13 protein-coding genes and 9 pseudogenes are annotated in these 19,750 nt (G+C 58.3%); 18 read left to right on the forward strand and 4 right to left on the reverse strand.

The window, feature by feature from the left end; all coding sequences use genetic code 11:
- The first annotated feature begins 237 nt into the window (after positions 1 to 237).
- The 5 genes and pseudogenes from P6U28_RS00005 to P6U28_RS00025 all read left to right on the forward strand — a co-directional run bounded on the left by P6U28_RS00005 (position 238) and on the right by P6U28_RS00025 (position 3,016).
- Positions 238 to 549, forward strand: coding sequence for an IS66 family insertion sequence element accessory protein TnpB (locus P6U28_RS00005; RefSeq protein ID WP_407123173.1), 312 nt, complete (start codon positions 238 to 240; stop codon positions 547 to 549).
- Positions 550 to 599: 50 nt separating this feature from the next.
- Positions 600 to 892, forward strand: a pseudogene (tnpB, locus tag P6U28_RS00010) (IS66 family insertion sequence element accessory protein TnpB).
- Positions 893 to 937: 45 nt separating this feature from the next.
- Positions 938 to 2,585, forward strand: a pseudogene (tnpC, locus tag P6U28_RS00015) (IS66 family transposase).
- Between the two features lie 2 nt (positions 2,586 to 2,587).
- Complete coding sequence (locus tag P6U28_RS00020; RefSeq protein WP_209296668.1) at positions 2,588 to 2,830, forward strand: hypothetical protein; 243 nt, start codon at positions 2,588 to 2,590, stop codon at positions 2,828 to 2,830.
- 48 nt (positions 2,831 to 2,878) lie between these two features.
- Complete coding sequence (locus P6U28_RS00025; RefSeq protein ID WP_407121195.1) at positions 2,879 to 3,016, forward strand: hypothetical protein; 138 nt, start codon at positions 2,879 to 2,881, stop codon at positions 3,014 to 3,016.
- Between the two features lie 399 nt (positions 3,017 to 3,415).
- On the opposite strand, the pseudogene P6U28_RS00030 reads toward P6U28_RS00025, so the two are convergent.
- The 3 genes and pseudogenes from P6U28_RS00030 to P6U28_RS00040 all read right to left on the reverse strand — a co-directional run bounded on the left by P6U28_RS00030 (position 3,416) and on the right by P6U28_RS00040 (position 6,410).
- Positions 3,416 to 5,030, reverse strand: a pseudogene (locus P6U28_RS00030) (MFS transporter).
- Positions 5,031 to 5,589: 559 nt separating this feature from the next.
- Positions 5,590 to 6,064: pseudogene (locus P6U28_RS00035) on the reverse strand (Lrp/AsnC family transcriptional regulator).
- Positions 6,065 to 6,080: 16 nt separating this feature from the next.
- Complete coding sequence (locus tag P6U28_RS00040) at positions 6,081 to 6,410, reverse strand: hypothetical protein (protein WP_407123213.1); 330 nt, start codon at positions 6,408 to 6,410, stop codon at positions 6,081 to 6,083.
- On the opposite strand from P6U28_RS00040, the pseudogene P6U28_RS00045 reads away from it, so the two are divergent.
- The 7 genes and pseudogenes from P6U28_RS00045 (at position 6,324) to purU (ending at position 14,291) form a co-directional block, all read left to right on the forward strand.
- Positions 6,324 to 7,735: pseudogene (locus P6U28_RS00045) on the forward strand (NAD-dependent succinate-semialdehyde dehydrogenase). The gene P6U28_RS00040 and the pseudogene P6U28_RS00045 sit on opposite strands and share 87 nt — an antisense overlap.
- Positions 7,736 to 7,745: 10 nt before the next feature.
- Positions 7,746 to 9,145, forward strand: a pseudogene (locus P6U28_RS00050) (aminotransferase).
- A 165-nt stretch (positions 9,146 to 9,310) separates the two neighbouring features.
- Positions 9,311 to 10,266, forward strand: a pseudogene (gene folD / locus P6U28_RS00055) (bifunctional methylenetetrahydrofolate dehydrogenase/methenyltetrahydrofolate cyclohydrolase FolD).
- Between the two features lie 166 nt (positions 10,267 to 10,432).
- Positions 10,433 to 10,669, forward strand: coding sequence for a hypothetical protein (locus P6U28_RS00060; protein ID WP_407121276.1), 237 nt, complete (start codon positions 10,433 to 10,435; stop codon positions 10,667 to 10,669).
- A gap of 194 nt (positions 10,670 to 10,863) precedes the next feature.
- Positions 10,864 to 11,518 (forward strand): annotated as a pseudogene (locus P6U28_RS00065) (NAD(P)/FAD-dependent oxidoreductase); the annotation flags it as partial.
- A gap of 80 nt (positions 11,519 to 11,598) precedes the next feature.
- Complete coding sequence (locus P6U28_RS00070; protein WP_407121278.1) at positions 11,599 to 13,299, forward strand: FAD-dependent oxidoreductase; 1,701 nt, start codon at positions 11,599 to 11,601, stop codon at positions 13,297 to 13,299.
- 128 nt (positions 13,300 to 13,427) lie between these two features.
- The gene (gene purU / locus P6U28_RS00075) at positions 13,428 to 14,291 is read left to right on the forward strand and encodes a formyltetrahydrofolate deformylase (RefSeq protein ID WP_407121205.1); all 864 of its coding nucleotides are present in this window, start codon (positions 13,428 to 13,430) and stop codon (positions 14,289 to 14,291) included.
- A gap of 181 nt (positions 14,292 to 14,472) precedes the next feature.
- Here the strand turns inward: purU and P6U28_RS00080 are convergent.
- Positions 14,473 to 14,948, reverse strand: a pseudogene (locus tag P6U28_RS00080) (Lrp/AsnC family transcriptional regulator).
- 769 nt (positions 14,949 to 15,717) lie between these two features.
- On the opposite strand from P6U28_RS00080, the gene P6U28_RS00085 reads away from it, so the two are divergent.
- The 6 genes from P6U28_RS00085 (at position 15,718) to P6U28_RS00110 (ending at position 19,642) form a co-directional block, all read left to right on the forward strand.
- Complete coding sequence (locus tag P6U28_RS00085) at positions 15,718 to 15,903, forward strand: twin-arginine translocation signal domain-containing protein (protein ID WP_407121209.1); 186 nt, start codon at positions 15,718 to 15,720, stop codon at positions 15,901 to 15,903.
- On the forward strand, positions 15,873 to 16,769 hold the full coding sequence (locus tag P6U28_RS00090; RefSeq protein ID WP_407121211.1) for a PotD/PotF family extracellular solute-binding protein: 897 nt from the start codon (positions 15,873 to 15,875) through the stop codon (positions 16,767 to 16,769). The genes P6U28_RS00085 and P6U28_RS00090 overlap by 31 nt, the downstream gene beginning before the upstream one ends.
- 159 nt (positions 16,770 to 16,928) lie before the next feature.
- On the forward strand, positions 16,929 to 17,753 hold the full coding sequence (locus P6U28_RS00095; protein ID WP_407121213.1) for an ABC transporter permease: 825 nt from the start codon (positions 16,929 to 16,931) through the stop codon (positions 17,751 to 17,753).
- Entirely contained in the window at positions 17,743 to 18,543 is an 801-nt protein-coding gene (locus P6U28_RS00100; RefSeq protein WP_407121215.1) for an ABC transporter permease, read from the forward strand. Before P6U28_RS00095 ends, P6U28_RS00100 begins: the two co-directional genes overlap by 11 nt.
- 12 nt (positions 18,544 to 18,555) lie before the next feature.
- The gene (locus P6U28_RS00105; protein WP_407121280.1) at positions 18,556 to 19,377 is read left to right on the forward strand and encodes an ABC transporter ATP-binding protein; all 822 of its coding nucleotides are present in this window, start codon (positions 18,556 to 18,558) and stop codon (positions 19,375 to 19,377) included.
- Between the two features lie 97 nt (positions 19,378 to 19,474).
- Positions 19,475 to 19,642 carry a hypothetical protein gene (locus P6U28_RS00110; protein ID WP_407121282.1) on the forward strand — a complete coding sequence of 56 codons (168 nt, stop codon included), beginning with the start codon at positions 19,475 to 19,477 and terminating at the stop codon, positions 19,640 to 19,642.
- The last annotated feature ends 108 nt before the right edge of the window (positions 19,643 to 19,750 follow it).

Consider the following 19,750-nt stretch of genomic DNA (forward strand, 5'->3'; position numbering starts at 1 on the left):
GGAAACGGTGGCAGGCCGTCCTGTCCATGAGCCGCGGAAGCCGTCGCGGATTGGAAAGAAGCGGCTCAGATCGTATTGCATATGTAAGCCTCCGAGGAGGAGCGCCTTGCGGCGGGCTGGCCTGATGGTTGAGAACTGTACGTATGGACAGCCATACGATCAGTACGTTAGATCGACTGGAAGTGGTTGATACGGGCCGGCGGCGGCGTTGGTCTGAGGAAGAAGGCGCGGATTGTTTTGGAGAGCCTATCCGAGCCGCGCCTGGTTGCGGCGACAGCCCGGCGGTACGGCTTGTCGCGTTCTCTATTGGTGACCTGGCGAAGAGCCTTCGCGGCGACGGGGACCAAATCCGAGGCTGGCTTTGTCAGGGCAGTTGTGGCCGAGGGGGTGCCCGCGGCGTCGGTGGCGGCGTCATCGGAGAGCGCGACCGTACATTCGACGGAGCGTCGGATCGAGATCGAGCTAACCGGCAGGCGGCGGGTCATTGTTGATGCGGGCGTTGACGTTGAGGCGCTTCGCCGGATCATCGAGGTTTTGGATCCGCGATGATTCCGGTTCCTACGGGAGTTCGGGTGTGGCTGGCGACGGGCCACACCGACATGCGTAAAGGCTTCGCCTCATTGTCACTGCAGGTGCAAGAGGTGCTGCGCCGCGATCCGCTGAGTGGTCATTTGTTCTGCTTCCGCGGACGCAGAGGCGATCTATTGAAAGTGATCTGGCATGACGGCCAGGGAGCATGCCTGTTTACGAAAAACTCGAGAGAGGTCGTTTTGTCTGGCCGTCGCTGGCGGACGGCGTAGTGTCGATCTCGCAGGCGCAGATGAGCTATCTGTTGTCCGGCATCGACTGGCGCAATCCCCAGGAGTCCTGGCGTCCGACCAGTGTGGGCTGAGACTTTGTTATTTGAGTTTGGCCGCGAATGTGATTCCATCTGGCTATGGACTCCAGCGCCGACCTGCCGCCCGATCTTGTCGCCGCGCATGCAATGATCCTGGCCGAGCGCGCCGCCAGGCTTGCGGCGGAAGCCAGGCTTGCTGAAGCGGCCAATGCCCAGGCGAAGCAATCGAGCACCGAAGCGCTGATTGCCCACCTCAAGCTCGAGATCGAGAAGCTACGACGCACGATATATGGCGCACGCTCCGAGCGGTCGGCGCGGCTGCTCGATCAGCTGGAGCTAGAGCTTGAGGAACTCGAGGCGGGGGCGACCGAGGATGAGCTGGCCGCCGAGAAGGCGGCCGAGAAGACGCAGACGGTGCGTTCGTTTGAGCGCAAGCGGCCGGTGCGTCAGCCCTTCCCCGACGACATCGAGCGAGAACGCGTCATCCTGCCGGCTCCGACGCAATGCCCCTGCTGCGGGTCGACGCGGCTGTCGAAGCTCGGCGAAAGCGTGACCTCGACACTGGAGGAGATCCCACGCCGGTTCAAGGTGATCGACACAGTCCGGGAGAAGTTCAGTTGTCGGGATTGCGAGGCGATCACGCAGCCGCCGGCGCCGTTCCATGCCACAGCCCGGGGCTATATCGGACCGCAGCTTCTGGCGACGATCCTGTACGACAAATTTGGTCAGCATCAGCCGTTGAACCGACAGAGCCAGCGCTTCAAATGCGAGGGGATCGACCTGTCGGTCTCGACGCTGGCGGACCAGGTGGGCGCAGGAGCCTTTGCGGTCAGGCCGCTCTTTGAACTGATCGAAGCCTATGTGCTCTCCGCCGACAGGCTCCACGGTGACGACACCAAGATACCGATCCTGGCGAAAGGGAAAGCAGATACCGGCCGGATTTGGACCTATGTTCGCGACGATCGGCCATTCGGCGGCGAGATCCACCGGCGGCGCTGTTCTACGCCTCGACGTGATCGGCGCGGCGAGCATCCCGCGCGGCATCTTCAGAACTTCGCTGGCATCCTGCAGGCCGATGCCTATAGCGGGTTCAACGCTCTCTTCGATCCCGGACGCAAGGCGTTGCCGGCCACGCCCGCCTTCTGTTGGGCACATGGACGGAGGGCGTTCTTCGAACTTGCCGACATCGCCCAGAACGCTCGCCGCGGAAGATCGGCGACCGCGATCTCGCCCATTGCGCTGGAAGCGGTTCGTCGGATTGACCATTGTTCGAGATCGAGCGCGACATCTATGGGCTGAGCGCTGAGGAGCGGCTGCAGATCCGCCGGGAGAGAAGCGCGCCACTGCTGACCGACCTTGAGGCTTGGCTCCGAGCGAATCTGCCCGGCTCTCACGCTCGTCCAACGTGATTAAGCCGATCAACTATCTGCTCAACCGCTGGGAGGGCTTTGCCCGCCTTGTCCACGACGGACGGATCTGCATGACGAACAATGCAGCGGAGCGAGCGTTGCGCGGTTTTGCTCTGGGAAGAAAGGCATGGCTGTTCGCCGGTTCTGATCGCGGCGCCGAGCGGGCTGCCGTGATGGCCACGCTTCTCATGACGGCGCGTCTCAACGACATCGACCCGAAAGCCTGGCTTGCCGACGTCTTCGCGCGCATCGCCGACATGCCGCAGAACCGCCTGCGCGAGTTGCTGCCCTGGAACTGGACGCCTCCTGCGCCGAGGTCCTCCGCCCCGGCGGCGTAGCCATGCACGTCAACAAGGTTCACGCCGTCTTCACCATCGCTCGCGTCGCAAAAGACCTCGGCGAAGACGAGGACTGGCTCTGGGACGTGGCCAACGGAATGGACACTGAGGATGGCGTCATCTGGGTTTACGGCATAGGTGACGACCAGGTCATGGCGTTCACCGACTTCGGCATCGAGAACCTGACCGAGCTCATCAGGATGCACAAGGACGACCCCGAGCTCCTCAAGCGCTGGGATCGGTGAGCTCCTGTCCGCGGTCTAGCCCGGATGGATACTTGCATATCGATCCGCATGGCGAACCGGCGCGTGCTCGCACTGCGGATGACCGTCACCTGGCGCGAGCAAAATGGATGGCAGATCACGGGTACCGAGACCTGCTCGGCGGCGGAGTTGCGAAATAGCAAGAATCTGCCATCGCGCATCGTGTAACCGAGAACGAAGTTCTCCAGCCGAAACCCGTGCTCATCGCTTGATGCACAATTCGTCTCACCCCTGCGCGTACCCGTTTGACGCGGAAGGGGATCACAAATAAGGCGATCCTAATCCGCACGCCGGTACCCACGGACTTTTGCGGATTTGGCAATCACCGCGGCGAAGTCGCTTCCGTCAAATTCTCCTACCAGGCCAAGTCGGCACGCAAGTAGGTCCGAGTTCGCGAAGGGGGCGCACCGATCTTCCATCGGGCAGCATCCGACGGGCAACTAAGTGGCTGGCGTGGCGTACTGCCTAGCGGTCCTACGGCGACCCGCGTGATAGGCGATCGCGTGTAGTATCCAGACATAGCCACGGCGTGATCACCGGGCAAGACCTCGCCGCGGATTCGTGCTTTCAGCGTACCGAGCCGAACGGGCGCTCTAGCATGCGTCGGACGCGTACGGGCTCAGGACCTATATGGAACGCACTGGCTCGCCGGTCCAGCGCACGTTCCGATTGCGTCGCGCGGTTTCGTTGGCGCAAGTAATCGAGCCATGTTGGGCAATGATATCGCTCTGTCCACAGTTCAGGATCTGCAATGTCGCGAGCAATGGACCAGCCATAGGCTCCGTTGCGCTGCCGAAATAGCTGGACCTCTTGCATCACATTATGGAAGGCGCGTGCATTCTCCTGCAGGACGCGATATTCGATTTCCACGACAAGCGGTCCGCTGCGTCCGGTCAGCGGCAGGCGAACCTTAGGATCGTCGAGCATCTCGGGCTCTTCGTCTCGCGCGTCGATGCGCGGCATGGGCAGCCAAAGCCCAAGCAGCGGCGAACAAAGTAAGAGGGCGGCTGATATTAGGAGAGCCACGTCGACCCCGGCCGCATCTGTCACGTGTCCCCAAGTCCAACTGCCGATAGCAATCCCGCCGGAGCTCGCGGCCTGATAGGGCTGCTAACGAGCGCCCCGCTACCCAGCGGGGCGCCGAGAGCTGCACGCCAACACTAAAGAGCAACCATGTCATCATCCACATGGCGCCCGCCAACACCAGCGCGATAGCAGTCAAAACTGGCTCGCGGCTGAGCGCCATTCCAGCTATCGCCCCGCCCATCGACACAGCGCAAGCACGGATCGCTGCCTCGCCGCTCATGCGCTTGCGGACCTCGGTGAGGTTGAGCGCCCCGATCACCGCGCCCAGCCCAAAGGCGCTGGCCATCATACCGTATATTTCTGCGCCTCCATGCAAGAGATCACGAGCCACTAATGGCAGCAGGGCGATGATCGCGCCTCCGATCAGCCCGATGACCATGGAGCGGATCAGAACGATCTTGATCGGCGGCGAATTCATAATGTAGCGCAGGCCAGAAACCATTGCGCGATTAAGCGTTTCCGGCGGAAGAGTCGGCGGTTCAGTGATGCGCTTCCAAAGAAACAGCGCGGCTATCAAGGGTAAATAGAGCAGAGCGTTGAGCGCGAACGCAGCCACCGCGCCCGCGGCAGCAACGACGATGCCGCCAATCGCAGGGCCCACGCTGCGTGCGATATTATAACTAATACCGTTGAGCGCGACGGCCGCAGGCACGGCTTCAGAGGGCACCTGTTCGCTTACCGAGGCTTGCCAAGCGGGTCCCATCAGAGCCATGCCGGTCCCGACGGTAAAGCAGAGTGCAAGCAGAATATTCGGCGTGACCATGCTCAACCAGGCGAGCATCGCTAGCGTAGTCGCGGCGGCGAGCGTGATACCCAGCGACACGAGTGCCACTATGCGCCGGTCATGCATGTCGGCGACCGCACCGGCCGGCATTGAAATCAACATGACCGGCAGCATCAGCGCGGTCTGCACCAGCGCGACCTTATCGGCCGATGATGTCATCTGTATCATCGCCCAGGCCGCGCCTACGCCCTGAATCAAAATACCAAGATTTGACAGCAGGCTCGCAAGCCAGATGCGGCGAAATGTTGGAAATCGTAACGGAGCAGTGATCCGATCCGTGGCCAATTCCTGGGCATTGGACAGATCGTTCATCACAGCTCCAATCTGGTTTCCGACCTATCAATCCTGACGGGGTTCGCAGCGGCCGACGAGTGCTCGCGGCTCGCTGCTGCCTTAGCGCGTTTCCAACCTTGTCTACTTTGTACAGTTTGCCTCTGGAGCGCCCATGAGGCCGATACGCTTGTCGACACATCCCTCGCAATCGGGGATTCCATCTCGACCGCCAGACGCTGTCTTTCGGCATGAGAAGCTGAGCGGCAGAAAGCCACTGTGATGCCTCACCATTTGGGTGAAAACATCGGCCCCAGTGCGTAGATGCGGCGCAAATTTTAAGCGTCCCAGCCAGTTAATGCCGCTCACGTTCTGGATGGACATCGTAGACAATATCTCAGTCCTTTAAGACCAGGTCGCGTTTGGGTCGCGCAACAAGGCAATATACAATACCCGACCTCTTGATCTTCTTTGATACTTTTCATCTAAATTCGTACATCACACCACAGTGAGCGCATGAGAGCGTGCTGGTTTTGCGGTGTTACGCGCAAGTGAGCGATAAAAAGTGTGCAAACGCAGAGTTCGCTCGTGAGTAACGCACTCACTCCTCGGCAGGGGCCTCAATCGGAATCGCAAAACCCGACTTCACACGGTCCATAATGACCATTGTCTTGACGCCCTTAATGTCCGCATTCTCATAAAAGAATCGCCGCGTGAACTGTTCATACTCTTCCATGCTGTGTGCGGTAACGTAGAGGACGAAATCTGAATCGCCCGTCACGTAAAATCCATTGACGACCTCGACTGACGATTTGATCGCCTTCTTGAACCTGTCGATGATATCTGAGCGCTCCCGTTCCAGGCTCACCAGCACAAGCATTTGAATAGGTCTTCCTACGGCCTTCGGAGAGACAATTGAGACATCGGCTTCGATGATGCCTTCCGAGCGGAGCCTCTTCAGCCGTCGTTGACACGCCGTCGCAGAAAGCCCGGCCAGTTCACCGATCACCTCTGAAGTTAGGCGGTTGTTTTTGCACGATCTCCAAGATCCGGGCATCTATTCGATCGTAGTTCATGATCTCTCTCCAGCCTTCAGGTGTGCTTCGCCGCAAAGTGCCTGTGCCATGCAGGAAATCCTCCCGACGGCAGGAAAATGCGATGCAAATCAGTTCGCGACATCAGTATCCTGATTGCCGAGGCAATTTCAACAAATGACGCGTTTGGACCCCGCCAATGGCCCATCAAATCGTTCGGCATCAAAGTTCGCATTTGGCTGGCCTTGCTACCAAGCACCTGCAGCGTCTGCACCGCCGCGATTTCTTGGCGGGGGCGGCGTTGGTCGACGGCCGATGGATCTCTGGCGATCAGCGAGATGTTGTGGCCGATCCGGCGACGGCCGAAGATATCGCGGATGTTGCTCATTGCTCTGCCGCGGACATGAACCAGGCGATCGCGGCAGCTGAGCGATCGTTTCCCGCGTGGCGAGAGCTCCTGCCAGCAAGGCGTGGCGCGATTCTTAGGTCTTGGGCGTCGTTGATGCTCGAGTATTCGGAAGAGTTGGCCATCCTGGTGACGAGCGAGCAGGGCAAGCCGCTCGCCGAAGCGCGCCATGAAGTCGCGTACGGTGCAGGATTTCTCGAGTGGTTCGCCGCAGAGGGTGAGCGCGCTTACGGAGAGACTATCCCCAGTCATAAGCCCGAAAGTCTGCTTCACGTCCGAATGCAGCCGATTGGTGTCGCCGCGGCCATCACTCCATGGAATTTTCCTGTCGCCATGATCACGCGAAAAGCTGGAGCTGCTCTTGCAGCCGGATGTCCGATGATCGTGAAGCCTGCTCCTGAGACGCCGCTCTCCGCTCTCGCAGTCGCTCGGTTGGCTGAACAAGCCGGGGTTCCGCCTGGCGTTCTTCAAGTGCTTACCGGCAATCCGATCGAGCTTTCGACGCCGCTGTTGCGTGACAAAAGAATACGGGCTCTGTCGTTTACAGGTTCTACGGAGGTGGGGCGTCGACTACTGGAGGGGGCGTCCGACACCGTCAAAAAGGTGTCGCTAGAACTGGGCGGCCACGCCCCTTCCTGATTTTTGATGATGTCGACCTTAAGAAGGCGGTCAGGGGTGCAGTGGCGGCGAAATTTGCGACCTCGGGTCAGGATTGCTTAGCCGCCAACCGCATCTACGTCCAAAGAGGCGTCTACCCTGCTTTTGTCGAGGAGTTTGCCGCCGTAATCGCCCAGTTCAAAGTCGGTCACGGTCTAGACCCACCAACTGAGATAGGCCCAATGACCAAGTTAACGGTCGCAAATAAATGTAGGGTCCAAATCGATGATGCGGTAAAGAAGGGCGCGCGGGTTCTCTTCACTCATCACGGCGCGGCGCTGGGGCCCAACTTTGTACCTCCGACGTTGCTAGCCGATGTCACGGAAGAGATGCTCATCGCGCAAGACGAAACATTTGGGCCGGTAGCTGCTGTACTTCCGTTCGATTCCGAAGAGGAAGTTATCGCCCGTGCCAACGCTAACGAAATGGGGCTGGCGGGATATGTCTACACAGACAGCCTACGTCGAGGGCTGCGACTTTCCGAGCAACTCGAGTGCGGCATGATCGGCGTCAATACGGCGTCGTTCACAGGCCCTCCCATTCCCTTCGGCGGTTGGAAGCAATCTGGGCTTGGTCGCGAAGGATCGCGGCACGGTTTGGCGGAGTACATGGAGCTGAAATACGTGTGTTTTGGCGATTTGGCGGCTTAGGAGAAACGGTATGATTGACATCAAGACAATCGCTGAGCTCGATCGCTCCAGTGTTCTGCATCCTTTCACTCAGCTCAAGGACTTTGCGCAAGGAAAACTCGGTGATCCTACGATCGTCACAGGCGGCCAAGGGATTCGCATTCAAGACGCCCAGGGACGTAGCTACATCGATGGTTTTGCCGGACTCTATTGTGTAAATATCGGCTACGGTCGCACCGAGGTGGCGCAGGCGATCGCCCGGCAGGCTTACAAGCTCGCCTACTACCACACGTATGCGGCCCACACGAGCGAAGAGCTGGCGATCCTCTCGGGTCGTCTCCTAGAAATGGCGCCAGGCAAGCCAAGCAAGGTATTCTTCGGGCTATCTGGATCAGACGCTAACGAAACGCAGGCAAAGCTCGTCTGGTATTACAATAATCTACGCGGGCAGCCGAAGAAGAAGAAGATTATCTCTCGCGAGCGAGGATACCATGGCTGCTCAGTCATTTCGGGTTCAATGACCGGCATGCCCTTTTACCATGACCACATGGACCTTCCCTTTCCGGGCATTTTGCATGCCGGCACGCCGCACCATTATTGGGGTGCCGAGCCAGGCGAGACAGAGGAATCCTTTTCCCGCAGGCGTGCCGCCGAGCTTGAACAACTGATCGTGCGAGAGGGGCCGGAAACGGTCGGTGCTTTCATTGCCGAGCCGGTGCTGGGTACTGGCGGGATTACACCGCCTCCCACCGGCTACTGGCGTGAAATTCAAGCTGTCCTCAAGCGTTACGACATTCTTCTGATCGCCGACGAGGTGATCTGTGGCTTTGGTCGAACCGGCGCAGACTTCGGAAGTATGCTCTATGGGATTGAGCCAGACCTGGTGACGGTCGCCAAAGGTCTGACATCCGGCTACGTCCCGCTCTCGGCAGCTATCGTCGGTGAAAAAGTCTACGCGGTTATGGAGGAGGCTGCGGATCGTGTCGGCGCGTTTTCACACGGATATACCTATTCCGGCCATCCGATTGCAGCCGCTGCTGCCAACGTAGTTCTCGACATTGTCAAAAAAGACCGATTAACCGACCGCGCGAGGATCGTCGGATCCCACTTCCATCGTCGACTCAAGGAGCGCTTTGCTCAGATGGAGATCGTTGGGGAGGTCCGAGGCGTCGGCTTACTCGGCGCAATAGAGTTCGTTGCGGATCGTCAGACCAAACGGCGCTTTGCCCCTGCGCTCAAGGTGGGGCTCGCATTTCCAAGGCTGCTCGTGATCGTGGACTCATCGTACGAGCAATGCCGCATGGAGACATTCTGGGATTTGCTCCGCCTCTTGTTGTAACGGAGTCTGAGATAGACGAGATCGTTGATCTGGCCTATCAAGCGACCAAGGAAGTCATGGACGAACTTGCGAAAGAGTCAGCAATCGCTTGAATGTGCAGACCAGTGTGGCGCAGCCAACGCCAAACACGCAAGATATAGACGCCTTTCCGCTGCTGATGAGTTGCGCGCGGGTCGATCGAAAGAATGCGGCCCGCGTGTCCTTTGGCGTGCTGTTGCAGCGGCAAGCTCCGTCGCATCACATCTCTAGATATAATCATGAGTGCTATCCGAATCGACGGAAAAGCCATCGCTGAGATCCTTCGCGCTCGCATTACGCGAGAGGTGGCGTTGCTCCAGGCCGAGCACAACGTCACACCGGCATTGGCCGTGGTGCTGGTCGGCAAAGACCCGGCAAGTTCGGTTTACGTGAAGACCAAAGCCAAACAGGCTCAAACCGTAGGCATCAAGTCGCAACAATTCCTGCTGCCAAGCAATGTCGATGAAGCCGTATTGCTGGATTTGATCGGCCGGCTCAATGATGACGATTCCATTGATGGCATCCTCGTTCAGCTTCCTCTGCCCGGACACATCGATCGCTGGCGCGTGCTGGAGGCCATCGATCCGGCCAAGGACGTAGACGGCTTCCATCCCTACAACGTGGGACGATTGTCCGCGGGTCGACCAGCGCTCGCTCCTTGCACTCCACTGGGAGTGACCCATCTGATTAAGACAGTCGTGAGCGACCTAAATGGGCTTGACGTTGTCGTCATAGGTCGCTCGAATATCGTCGGAAAACCTTTGGCAGTTTTGCTCGGCGATGCCGGATGTACCGTCACAGGTGCGCAGCTGCAGACGCGAAACCTGCCGGGCCTCTGTAGGAAGGCTGATATTGTCGTTGCTGCGGCCGGTTGTGCAGGACTGGTTCGCGGCGATTGGCTTAAACCAGGTGTGGTTGTCATTGATGTCGGGATCAATCGATCGATCGATACGACTGGAACGGTCAGGCTTGTGGGGATGTTGCTTTCGCCGAGGCGAGCACGCGCGCGAGCTACATAACTCCGGTACCTGGAGGTGTTGGGCCCATGACCGTCGCTTATTTGCTCGCAAACACAGTTAATGCGGCAGTTTCTCGGCGAGGCTTGGCGTTGGTGCTCAATCCCGAGGCCCGGCACGTTTTGCCATCATCCACGGGAGTGGCGCTCGAGCACGTCGATCTGCAGCGGGCAACTTAGGTCGCGTACGGCCGTTCGATTCAAGCGTCCTTGCGAGAGCACCGGGCAAGTCGGACAAAGATGCATGCGGCTCAGCATCCGCCGCTTATCGTGTCGAGCTCCCTGTCAGCAATTTCCCTTCCTGTGCACTTAACAATTTTCCGCGTGTCTCGCCGACGAGAAGCTTGTGGCGTTGCGCGCGTCAACCGCCGGCGTGAAGACGCAAAACCTCCGCTTTTTCCTATCCGACGCAGAATTCTCTTTCATGGACGGCTACAATAGCGAAATTCTGATCGACGGCCCGATACTATTCGGCGAGACGACGCTTCCAGCTGACCAATCCGCGATCATGTGCGCGGAGGAGATCAAGTTTTGCATAGTTCAGTACAGCCTGCGCGCTCCAATGGGCACGCCTCGTTCGTAAGCGGCCGGAATCACCAGGCGCGACCATTGCGGAAAGGGGTTCGGCTTGGGTCCGATGGCTCATGAGGTTCACAGCGGAACCAACAACCCAACCGCATATCACGACCCGCCAGGTCGCCACCCTTAGAGCACCATCCTCTCGTTCATCCTTGGGATACGCTCAGACCTGCTTGAAACCATTTTTTGAGTCACGGAATGCAAAGCAAGCTGCCCACCCACGCGGAATTCGTCGTCATCGGCGGTGGCATTATTGGCCTGTCCACTGCCTATCACCTCACGCGGCTTGGGCATCGCGATGTGCTGCTGCTCGAACGCGATCAGCTGACCTGCGGTACGACGTGGCATGCCGCGGGGCTCGTCACCCAGCTTCGAGCCAGCGAGAATATGGCGAAGCTGGCCCAGTACACCGCGGGATTGTTCCGCGAGCTCGAAGAGCTGACGGGTCAGCATACTGGCTTCCGGCAATGTGGGTCGATCACAGTCGCGGCGACACCCGCTCGGCTTGAGGAGTTGCGGCGAGGTGCCTCGATGGGGCGCTCTTTTGGCCTCGATGTCGAGATCATCGACGCCGCCGAAGCCAAGAAGCGTGTGCCGTTGCTCGATGTGGCCGATGTGCTGGGCGCGGCATGGATCGCGTCCGATGGTAAGACTAATCCGGTGGACACGGCGCGCGTTCGCGACCGGCGCGCGGCAGGGTGGCGCGAAGATACTGGAACGCACGCCAGTGACGCGCATCGTGGTCGAGAAAGGGCGGATCGTCGGTGTCGAGACGGCAGAAGGGATCGTTGGTACTGAAAAGGTCGTCATCTGCGCCGGGATGTGGAGTCGGACGTTAGCGGCCGATGTCAATTGGACAGTGCCGCTGCACGCGGCGGAGCATTTTTACGTCGTGACAGAGGCCATGGGGGCTTGTCACCCGATACTCCCACTGTGCGAGATCTTGATGCGTGCTTCTACGCAAAAGAAGACGCGGGTAAATTGCTGGTCGGCTTTTTCGAACCGAAGGGCAAGCCCTGGGGGATGGCGGGGATCCCAGTTGAGTTCAGTTTCGATTCGCTTCCCGACGACTTCGAACACATCGAGCCTCACCTCGCCAATGCCATGCGGCGCATGCCGGCCCTGGAAAATGTGGGGTTGCAACTCAGTTTCAATGGCCCCGAGAGCTTCACGCCGGACAATCGGTTCTTGTTAGGACCCGCTCCCGACATCGCCGGCCTCTACGTGGCCTCGGGATTCAATTCATGCGGTATCGAGTCGTCCGGCGGGGCCGGCAAAGTGGTGGCCGAGTGGATGTCTACCGGCATGCCCGCAAATGACTATTGGGAAATGGACGTCCGCCGAGCGATGCCATTCCAGCGCAATCGGCGATATCTGCGCGACCGAACGGGTGAAGCGGTTGGACTCCTTTACGCGCTGCATTGGCCTCACAAGTCACCTGAGACGGCTCGTAATGTGCGGGTCTCGCCGCTGCACGATCGTTTAGCGGCCGCAGGCGCGAAGTTCGGCGAGGCCGCCGGCTGGGAGCGGGCGCAATGGTTCGGCACTCCCGAGGGGCCGGCCTATGCCCATGCTACATTTGGTCGCGACGACTGGTTCAAGTCGAGTGGGGCTGAACACGACGCGACGCGGTCCGGTGTCACGCTTTTCGATCAAACCTCCTTCGCGCACCTACTGGTGCAGGGGCGTGATGCGCTCTCTTTTCTTCAGCGCCTCTCCACTAACGACGTTGACGTGCCAGTGGGCCGCATCGTGTACACTCCGTGGCTCAATGAGCGGGGTGGCATGGAGTCCGATGTCACAATCGCGCGAACGGGAGATGAGGAATTCCTCGTTGTTACAGCCGCTGTGCAGCGCATCCGGGATCTCGCCTGGCTACGAATGCATGCCAAAGGCGCCGGCCACGTATTCGTCACGGACGTGTCGTCCGGATACACCTGCCTCTCTGTCATGGGGCCACATTCGCGAGAGCTCCTCACGCGCGTAAGCCCGGCGGATTTTTCTGAAGCCGCGTTTCCGTTCGCGACGGCGCGAGAAATCGAGATTGGCCATGGTACGGCCCTTGCGTTCCGCATGACCTTCGTCGGAGAACTCGGATGGGAGCTCCACATCCCGACTGACCAGACGCTGGGTATCTACGATGCGCTGGTCGCTGCGGGACGCGATCTCGATCTGCGCCACGCAGGTTACGTGGCACTCAATACGTTGCGCCTTGAAGCCGGTTACCGCGACTGGGGCGCGGACGTCAGCGATGAGGACACGCCGCTCGAAGCTGGATTGGGATTCACAATCGCCTGGAACAAGGGTGAAGATTTCATTGGGCGGGCGGTTCTCGAAACACAGCGCGGACAGACTCCGCGCCGGCGCCTCGTCCAGCTTGCTGCTCCCCTCGCGGTGCCGCTCCTGTTCGGAACAGAGCCTGTCTGGCGCAACGGATCACTCGTCGGATACTTGCGCTCCGCCGGGTTCGGTCACACCCTCGGATGCGGCGTAGGCATGGGGTACCTCCACTCCGAAAGCGGTGTGAACGCCGCATGGCTGTCCGAAGGAACTTTTGAAATCGAGATCGCCGGCGAACGGCACTCGGCCATCGCCTCCTTCGTGCCTTCTACGATTCAGATCGTACGCGAGTGAAAGGCGAATGGCGGAAGCTCGAGGACCTCATCGCCCCAGAGCTCCTCAGAGCACGCTCTAAGGAATGATGGTCATCTTTTTGCTTGCCACAACGCAGTTACGAGGGACCCCGTAGGGCAATGACTGCTATGTTCGACCGTTCCATGATCCTCGCCTTGTCCTGCCCTGATCGTCCAGGCATCGTATCCGCGGTCTCGAGCCTTCTGTTTGAGTCGGGCTGCAACATTCTCGATGCTCAGCAGTTCGAGGATACCAGGACCACCCACTTTTTCATGCGCGTTGTCTTCGACCGTCTCGAGCAAGCCAAACCTGAAACAGATATTGCCGCCTCGATCGAGGAGCTCGCCAAACGTTTCGCCATGACGTTCACTTTGCGGAAAAGTTCCACAAAGAAGCGGGTGATGCTCCTGGTTTCAAAATTGGACCATTGTCTGGCCGATCTGCTTTATCGATGGCGCATCGGCGAACTGCCGATGGAGGTGACAGCGATCGTCTCCAACCACGGCCGCGAGCATTTGGCCTCCAGCGATTTGGCCGAGCTTCCGTTCCACCATTTGCCGGTCACCAAACAGACGAAGATGGAGCAAGAAGCGCGAATCTGGGAGCTCGTTCAGGAGACCAATACGGATCTTGTTGTTCTCGCGCGCTACATGCAAATTCTATCGGACGGCTTCTCGGCCAAGTTGTCGGGACGCTGCATCAACATTCACCACTCCTTTTTGCCAGGCTTCAAGGGCGCAAAGCCTTATCACCAGGCTCACGAGCGAGGCGTCAAGCTGATCGGCGCGACAGCGCATTACGTCACTTCCGATCTCGACGAGGGACCAATCATCGAGCAAGATGCCGAGCGTATCTCTCACCGTGACACGCCAGACGATCTCGTCCGTAGGGGCCGCGACATTGAACGACGTGTACTCGCCCGCGCCGTACGCCATCACCTGGAGGATCGCGTTGTGCTGAATGGCAAGAAGACTGTCGTCTTCACCGGCTGATCTGCACCGATTTTATAAGCCGATTGGCCCCGTTCGAGCGCGCGCTGGGCCAGGACTCCAGCTCACTCCCGGTACCAGCTGTAGTTTAGATTAGATTTCGCAATGCTGCTTCTTCGCGCGCGCCAGAGGAGCATGATGAGAGAGCGCAAAAAAGCGCAGATGCGTGGCCAACGTCAACGCATTACTCCTCTGCGGGAATCTCGATTGGAATAGCAAAGCCGGATTTTACGCGGTCCATTATGACCATCGTTTTGACGGCCTTTATGTCCGGATTCTCATAGAAGAACCGTCGTGTGAACTGTTCGTAGTCTTCCATCGTACGCGCGGTAATATAAAGGACGAAGTCCGCGTCGCCGGTGACATAGAAGCCATTGACGACTTCAGCTGACGATTTGATGGCCTTCTTGAACCTGTCGATGATGTCTGAACGCTCCCGCTCTAGAGTTACCAGCACGAGCATTTGAATTGATTTCCGACCGCCTTCGGCGAGAGGATGGAGACATCGGCCTCGATGATTCCTTCCGAACGGAGCCTCTTCAGTCGCCGTTGACACGCGGTAGCAGAAAGACCGGCGAGTTCGCCGATCACCTCGGAAGTTAGACGGTTGTTTTTCTGCACTATCTCAAGGATACGGGCGTCTGTTCGATCATACTGCATATTCGGCTCAACCCTGAGTGAATGCGCCGAAGAATGCCTGTCGGATGCAGAAAATCATCCGAACGGCGGGAAAGTCCGGCGGAAATGCGTCAAACGTGACATATCCCGAACGCGTAGGCAATTTTCGGCGGGTCAACTCTGCCTAGACAGGCCTCCAGTCCCCTCCGATTGCTCCACTCGATGTCGGCCTGCATCCTCCCGGCAAACTACCGCCAAAAGAGCGCTCTCGGCTTCGTTGCAACTGGCGCACAAAACTGACAGGGTGCGGCTATAATGCGCAGAATTTCCGCCGCATCGCGCCGTATATTAGTGAAAAACAATTTTGGGGGAGGGGTAATATTTACGTGAGGGATGGAACTTCCGACTCGCTAGGCTGGCGGACGCAACGCGCGAGAGAGGTAGAACTTGTGAGATCGCTATAGGAGAACGCGGTCACGTCCGAGCACGTTGCGCAATCGGTGCTGCTGCTCCGTGCCTCGGCCTTGCGCCGTGGTTCCAACGATCGTCAGCTTGGGCAACGCGACGAAATCGTTTTTCTCGTAGGAATCGGGCTGCCTGGCGAGGGTCACTTTCGGTTTGCGGACAGCCTTGCCTCCGCCACACCATCTTACCGGCTCAAAGAGCGGCTAGTCAGCTGACGCGTTCGGGATCTCGGAGCCCAAAACGCCAGGAGGGCGTAAGTAGCCAGCATGCGCCGCATGGCGCGTGCTTCCGCTGACGCTAACTGGCTCGTTCGACTTCACTAAGGGGCAAGAGAGGAGATCGTGAAATGAAACGGCGAGCATTCTTAAAGTTCGCAACGACGGCTGCGGCCGGCGCCCTGGTCGCGCCCTATGTCCGTGCCCAATCGAAAAAATTCGCCGGCATTACGTTGCGCGTCAATGGATATGGTGGCCTTTACGACGAGGCTCTTAAAAGAGCGTCGTGGCTCCGCTCGATGAGAAGTACGGACTGAAGGTCCAATTCATCGCCGGCAGCACGGGAACGGACCTTGTCAAATTGGTCGCCAACAAGGACAAACCTCCGTACGACATGTTCATGGCCGATAGCTCTTTCATGGTCGAGCTCGTCAAGGCCGGTGTCGTTGACGAAATCAAGCCATCAGACGTTCCAAACCTCAAGCGGATTCTGCCGGGCTTCCGCGAATTCGGTGACTACGGGGTGCCTTTCGACATCGCGTCCATTGTCCCTGTCTACAACTCAAAATATGTCAATCAGCCGCTTACCTCTTACTCCGACATCGCCCGGCCCGATCTTGCAGGCCGCGTCGTCATTGCGGCGCCGGGACAAATCGCCAGCAACTTACATCTTCTTGCAATCGCCGAGGAAAACGGTGGCTCGGTTTCAAACATGGAGCCCGCGTTCAAGGTGCTCGAAGCCGCGAAGCCAAACATCGCTGCCTTCGCGCAACAAACGGTCGCACTCGTGCAGATGTACCAGAACGAAGAGGTTTACGCAGGCATTTGTTGGGACGGCCGCGCTCATGAATTGCGCACAAAGGGCGCTCCCATCGTGACCGTTGTGCCACCTAAAGGCATTTACTCGACGACAGATTACATCAACATCGTCAAGGGCACGAAGTATCCGGAAGCTGCGCACGCCTATGCTGAGCAGTTGCTTTCTGACCAGGGGATTCTCGCGACGCCGCAGGCATTTCGGTACAGCCCAACAACCGATGTCAAATTGCCTGATGAGCTCAGCAAGGAGCTTCTGTTCAATTCACCTGAACGCAGCGATCTGAAAAAGAAGATCGATTGGGATACCCTGTGGGCGAACCGGAGCGCCATGATCGAGCGGGTAAACCGAATCGTTCGAAGCTAGCTCAGAGATTGGTTCGACCCCTTGTGTTGCGCCGAGCCTCTGGCTTGCGTGCCCCCACTGCTTCGCCCACCGGCGTCATATCAACTATGAAAGGTCCATCGTGTGAAGGAACCTCTCCTTAATAGGCGCATCACAACCGCAGCCCTTTTGCTGGCCCCAATGGTCTTGCTTCTCATCGGCTTCCTGGTGGTCCCGGTGCTGGGATTGTTGCGATCAAGTTTTCTGCCGACTAGTCATCTTCTCGATGGTGGCGGCTTCAGCTTGACGCACTACGTACGGTTCTTTTCGGACTCCTATTACTCGTCAGTGCTATTGGAAACATTTGTGGATGGACTTTTTGTCAGCCTCATCTGCCTGGCACTTGGCTTTCCGGTCGGATATTCGCTTGCCCGCCAGCCACCTCTGGCGCGGCGCTGGCGAACAATCATCATTATCATGCCGCTGACGCTGAGCCTTGTGGTTGTCGTATTCGGGTGGCTGATCGTTCTTGGCCGTAACGGGCTCCTCAATGCACTGCTCGTGAACATCGGTATTCTTTCTTCGCCGAAAATATTCCTGTTTTCTCGAGCTGCCGTGATCATCGTTTTAGTGCAGCAGTTTCTTCCCCTCATGATTCTGTCCGTCATGAGCGTCGTGACGCAGATAAATCCGGTGCTCGAACAGGCAGCTGCCAATCTCCGCGCCAATCGTTTCGTTACGTTCCGAAAGGTTATCATTCCGCTCGCGCTTCCCGGCATTCTCGTTGGCTTCAATCTTGTCTTCGTGTTGTCGATTTCAGCATTCGTCACGCCCCGCCTCATTGGCGGAAGTCGGGTGAGCATGCTTGGAAGTCTTATCTACGAGCGCATTATGGCGGAACTGAACTGGCCGTCGGGCGCAGCCATGGCCTTTATCCTCTTCGTTAGCGGACTTGGCTTCACGGCGGCATTCAACGCGTTGGCTGCATCACGTTTGATCATGAAAGGACGCGGCTATGCGATCTGATCCCATCGACTATGTGATGGTCGTATCCGGCGCAGTCATTCGGGTTATCGTCTACACGATGCTTGCCTTACCGGCGATTCTGGTGGTTGTGTCATCGTTCACCAGCGGTGAGACAATGCAATTCCCGCCGAAAGGGTTTTCGCTGCGCTGGTATCAAAAGGTATGGGAAAATGAGCCGTTTATGACGGCGCTTTGGACGAGCACATACATCGCCGTTCTCGTTGCCATCATGGCCCTTGCGATTGGCTTCGCCGCGGCTTTCGCGATCAACCGCTTTTCCTTCCGAGGGAAATCACTCCTGCAGGGCTTGGCCTTTTCGCCATTGATCGTTCCAGCCGTCGTACTGGGGATAGGCTTGTTGCAGCTCTTCTCGTGGTTGCGGCTTACCCAGACGATCTATCCGTTGCTCTTTGGGCATCTTGTTCTCGCCATTCCGTACGTCGTTCGTACGATCCTTGCGAGCCTCGCGCTGCACGACCAACAGCTCGAACATGCGGCGATGAATCTCCGGGCCAGGCCATTGCAAGTCATCCGGCGTATTACGTTGCCACTCATTCTGCCCGGCTTGCTGTCCGCTTCGATTTTTGCCTTTGTGACATCGTTCGGAAACGCGACCGTTTCAGCGTTTCTCACCTACGGCGGCAATGTAACCCTGCCCGTACAGATCTTCACATATATCGACACCAGCTATGATCCGATGGTTGCGGCGATATCGAGCATTATGATCTTGGTGACATTGGCCGTCATTTTGACGATCGAGCGCTTAATTGGCGCGGAACGACTAACGTAGGAGTAGGAGAGGATGCTGGCTTTATCGAAAGAGGAGCAAACCACGGTGCAGGAAGCCGGTGATGTTGTTGTCGAGCTACGCTCTGTTTCCAAGCACTATGGTGATACGGTTGCTGTCGCGAACGCGTCCTTGAGTGCGCGTCGTGGCGAACTGGTTTGCCTGCTGGGTCCATCAGGCTGCGGCAAGACAACGACACTACGGATGGTTGCCGGATTTGTAGAGCCGACCTCGGGCACCGTGAGCATCAACGGCGTCGACATGACGCGTCAGCCGCCCTATCGGCGCGATACTGGAATGGTGTTCCAGAGCTACGCTCTCTTTCCGCATATGACCGTAGCCGAGAATATCGCATTCGGTCTGGAAAACTTGAAATGGGCCCGCGCTGACCGTGAAAAGCGCGTCAGCGAAATGCTCAAATTGGTCGAGCTGCCACATCTAGCGCAGCGACTGCCGAGCCAGCTTTCCGGAGGTCAGCAGCAACGTATTGCACTCGCGCGCGCATTGGCTATGCGGCCGGCCGTACTCCTTCTCGACGAGCCGTTCTCAAATCTGGACGCTCAGCTTCGAGTTCGCATGCGCGAAGAGCTTCGCGAGGTCATTCGCGGCGTTGACGTCACGACCCTGTTCGTTACACACGACCAGGAAGAGGCGCTGACCATGTCGGACCGCATTGTCGTCATGAATGCCGGTCAGATCGAACAGGTGGGTACACCGGGCGAAATTTATGAAGCGCCGTCGACGTCGTTCGTCGCAAAGTTCATCGGCTGGTGCTCATTGCTGAACGGAATTGTGGACGCGGACGGCGTCTTCACGTCAGGCGGAGGCTTCGCTTGAAAGGTCACTGGAGTCCCGGCGCGGGCACGGCAGTCATCCGGCCGAGCAAATCAAGCTTTCCAGCGACGGAGCGAGAGGGACGGCACTGACGGCCCTCGTGTTGCAGTCACACTATTATGGCGGCGCGACGCGACTCCTGCTGGAAGTCAATGGGGAGCAATTGACAATGGAGGATCGCTTTGCGTTCGGACGGCAACCGAAGGTGGGAGATGTTCTCGCCATCGTGATCTCTGCCGCCGATATTCGTGTCATCCAGTCAAAGTAGCGCGCGTTGTCGCAGCAACGCGTGGGCCGGATTTGCATCAATGCCCTCGATCTCCGTGGCGAGGTCGCCAATGCAGAGCGGCGGCAGTCAAGCCCTCGGAGTGTTCCA

The sequence above is a fragment of the Bradyrhizobium sp. STM 3561 genome (genome assembly GCF_045571455.1).
Lineage (GTDB): Bacteria > Pseudomonadota > Alphaproteobacteria > Rhizobiales > Xanthobacteraceae > Bradyrhizobium > Bradyrhizobium vignae.

What these genes read in the sequence shown, in the direction of transcription:
- P6U28_RS00085 (WP_407121209.1), top strand. Translation starts at nt 15,718, where the DNA reads ATGAAACGGCGAGCATTCTTAAAGTTCGCAACGACGGCTGCGGCCGGC.
- P6U28_RS00020 (WP_209296668.1), top strand. Translation starts at nt 2,588, where the DNA reads ATGCACGTCAACAAGGTTCACGCCGTCTTCACCATCGCTCGCGTCGCA.
- P6U28_RS00025 (WP_407121195.1), top strand. Translation starts at nt 2,879, where the DNA reads ATGGCGAACCGGCGCGTGCTCGCACTGCGGATGACCGTCACCTGGCGC.
- P6U28_RS00100 (WP_407121215.1), top strand. Translation starts at nt 17,743, where the DNA reads ATGCGATCTGATCCCATCGACTATGTGATGGTCGTATCCGGCGCAGTC.
- P6U28_RS00095 (WP_407121213.1), top strand. Translation starts at nt 16,929, where the DNA reads ATGGTCTTGCTTCTCATCGGCTTCCTGGTGGTCCCGGTGCTGGGATTG.
- P6U28_RS00040 (WP_407123213.1), bottom strand. Translation starts at nt 6,410, where the DNA reads ATGAGCAACATCCGCGATATCTTCGGCCGTCGCCGGATCGGCCACAAC.
- P6U28_RS00105 (WP_407121280.1), top strand. Translation starts at nt 18,556, where the DNA reads ATGCTGGCTTTATCGAAAGAGGAGCAAACCACGGTGCAGGAAGCCGGT.
- purU (WP_407121205.1), top strand. Translation starts at nt 13,428, where the DNA reads ATGTTCGACCGTTCCATGATCCTCGCCTTGTCCTGCCCTGATCGTCCA.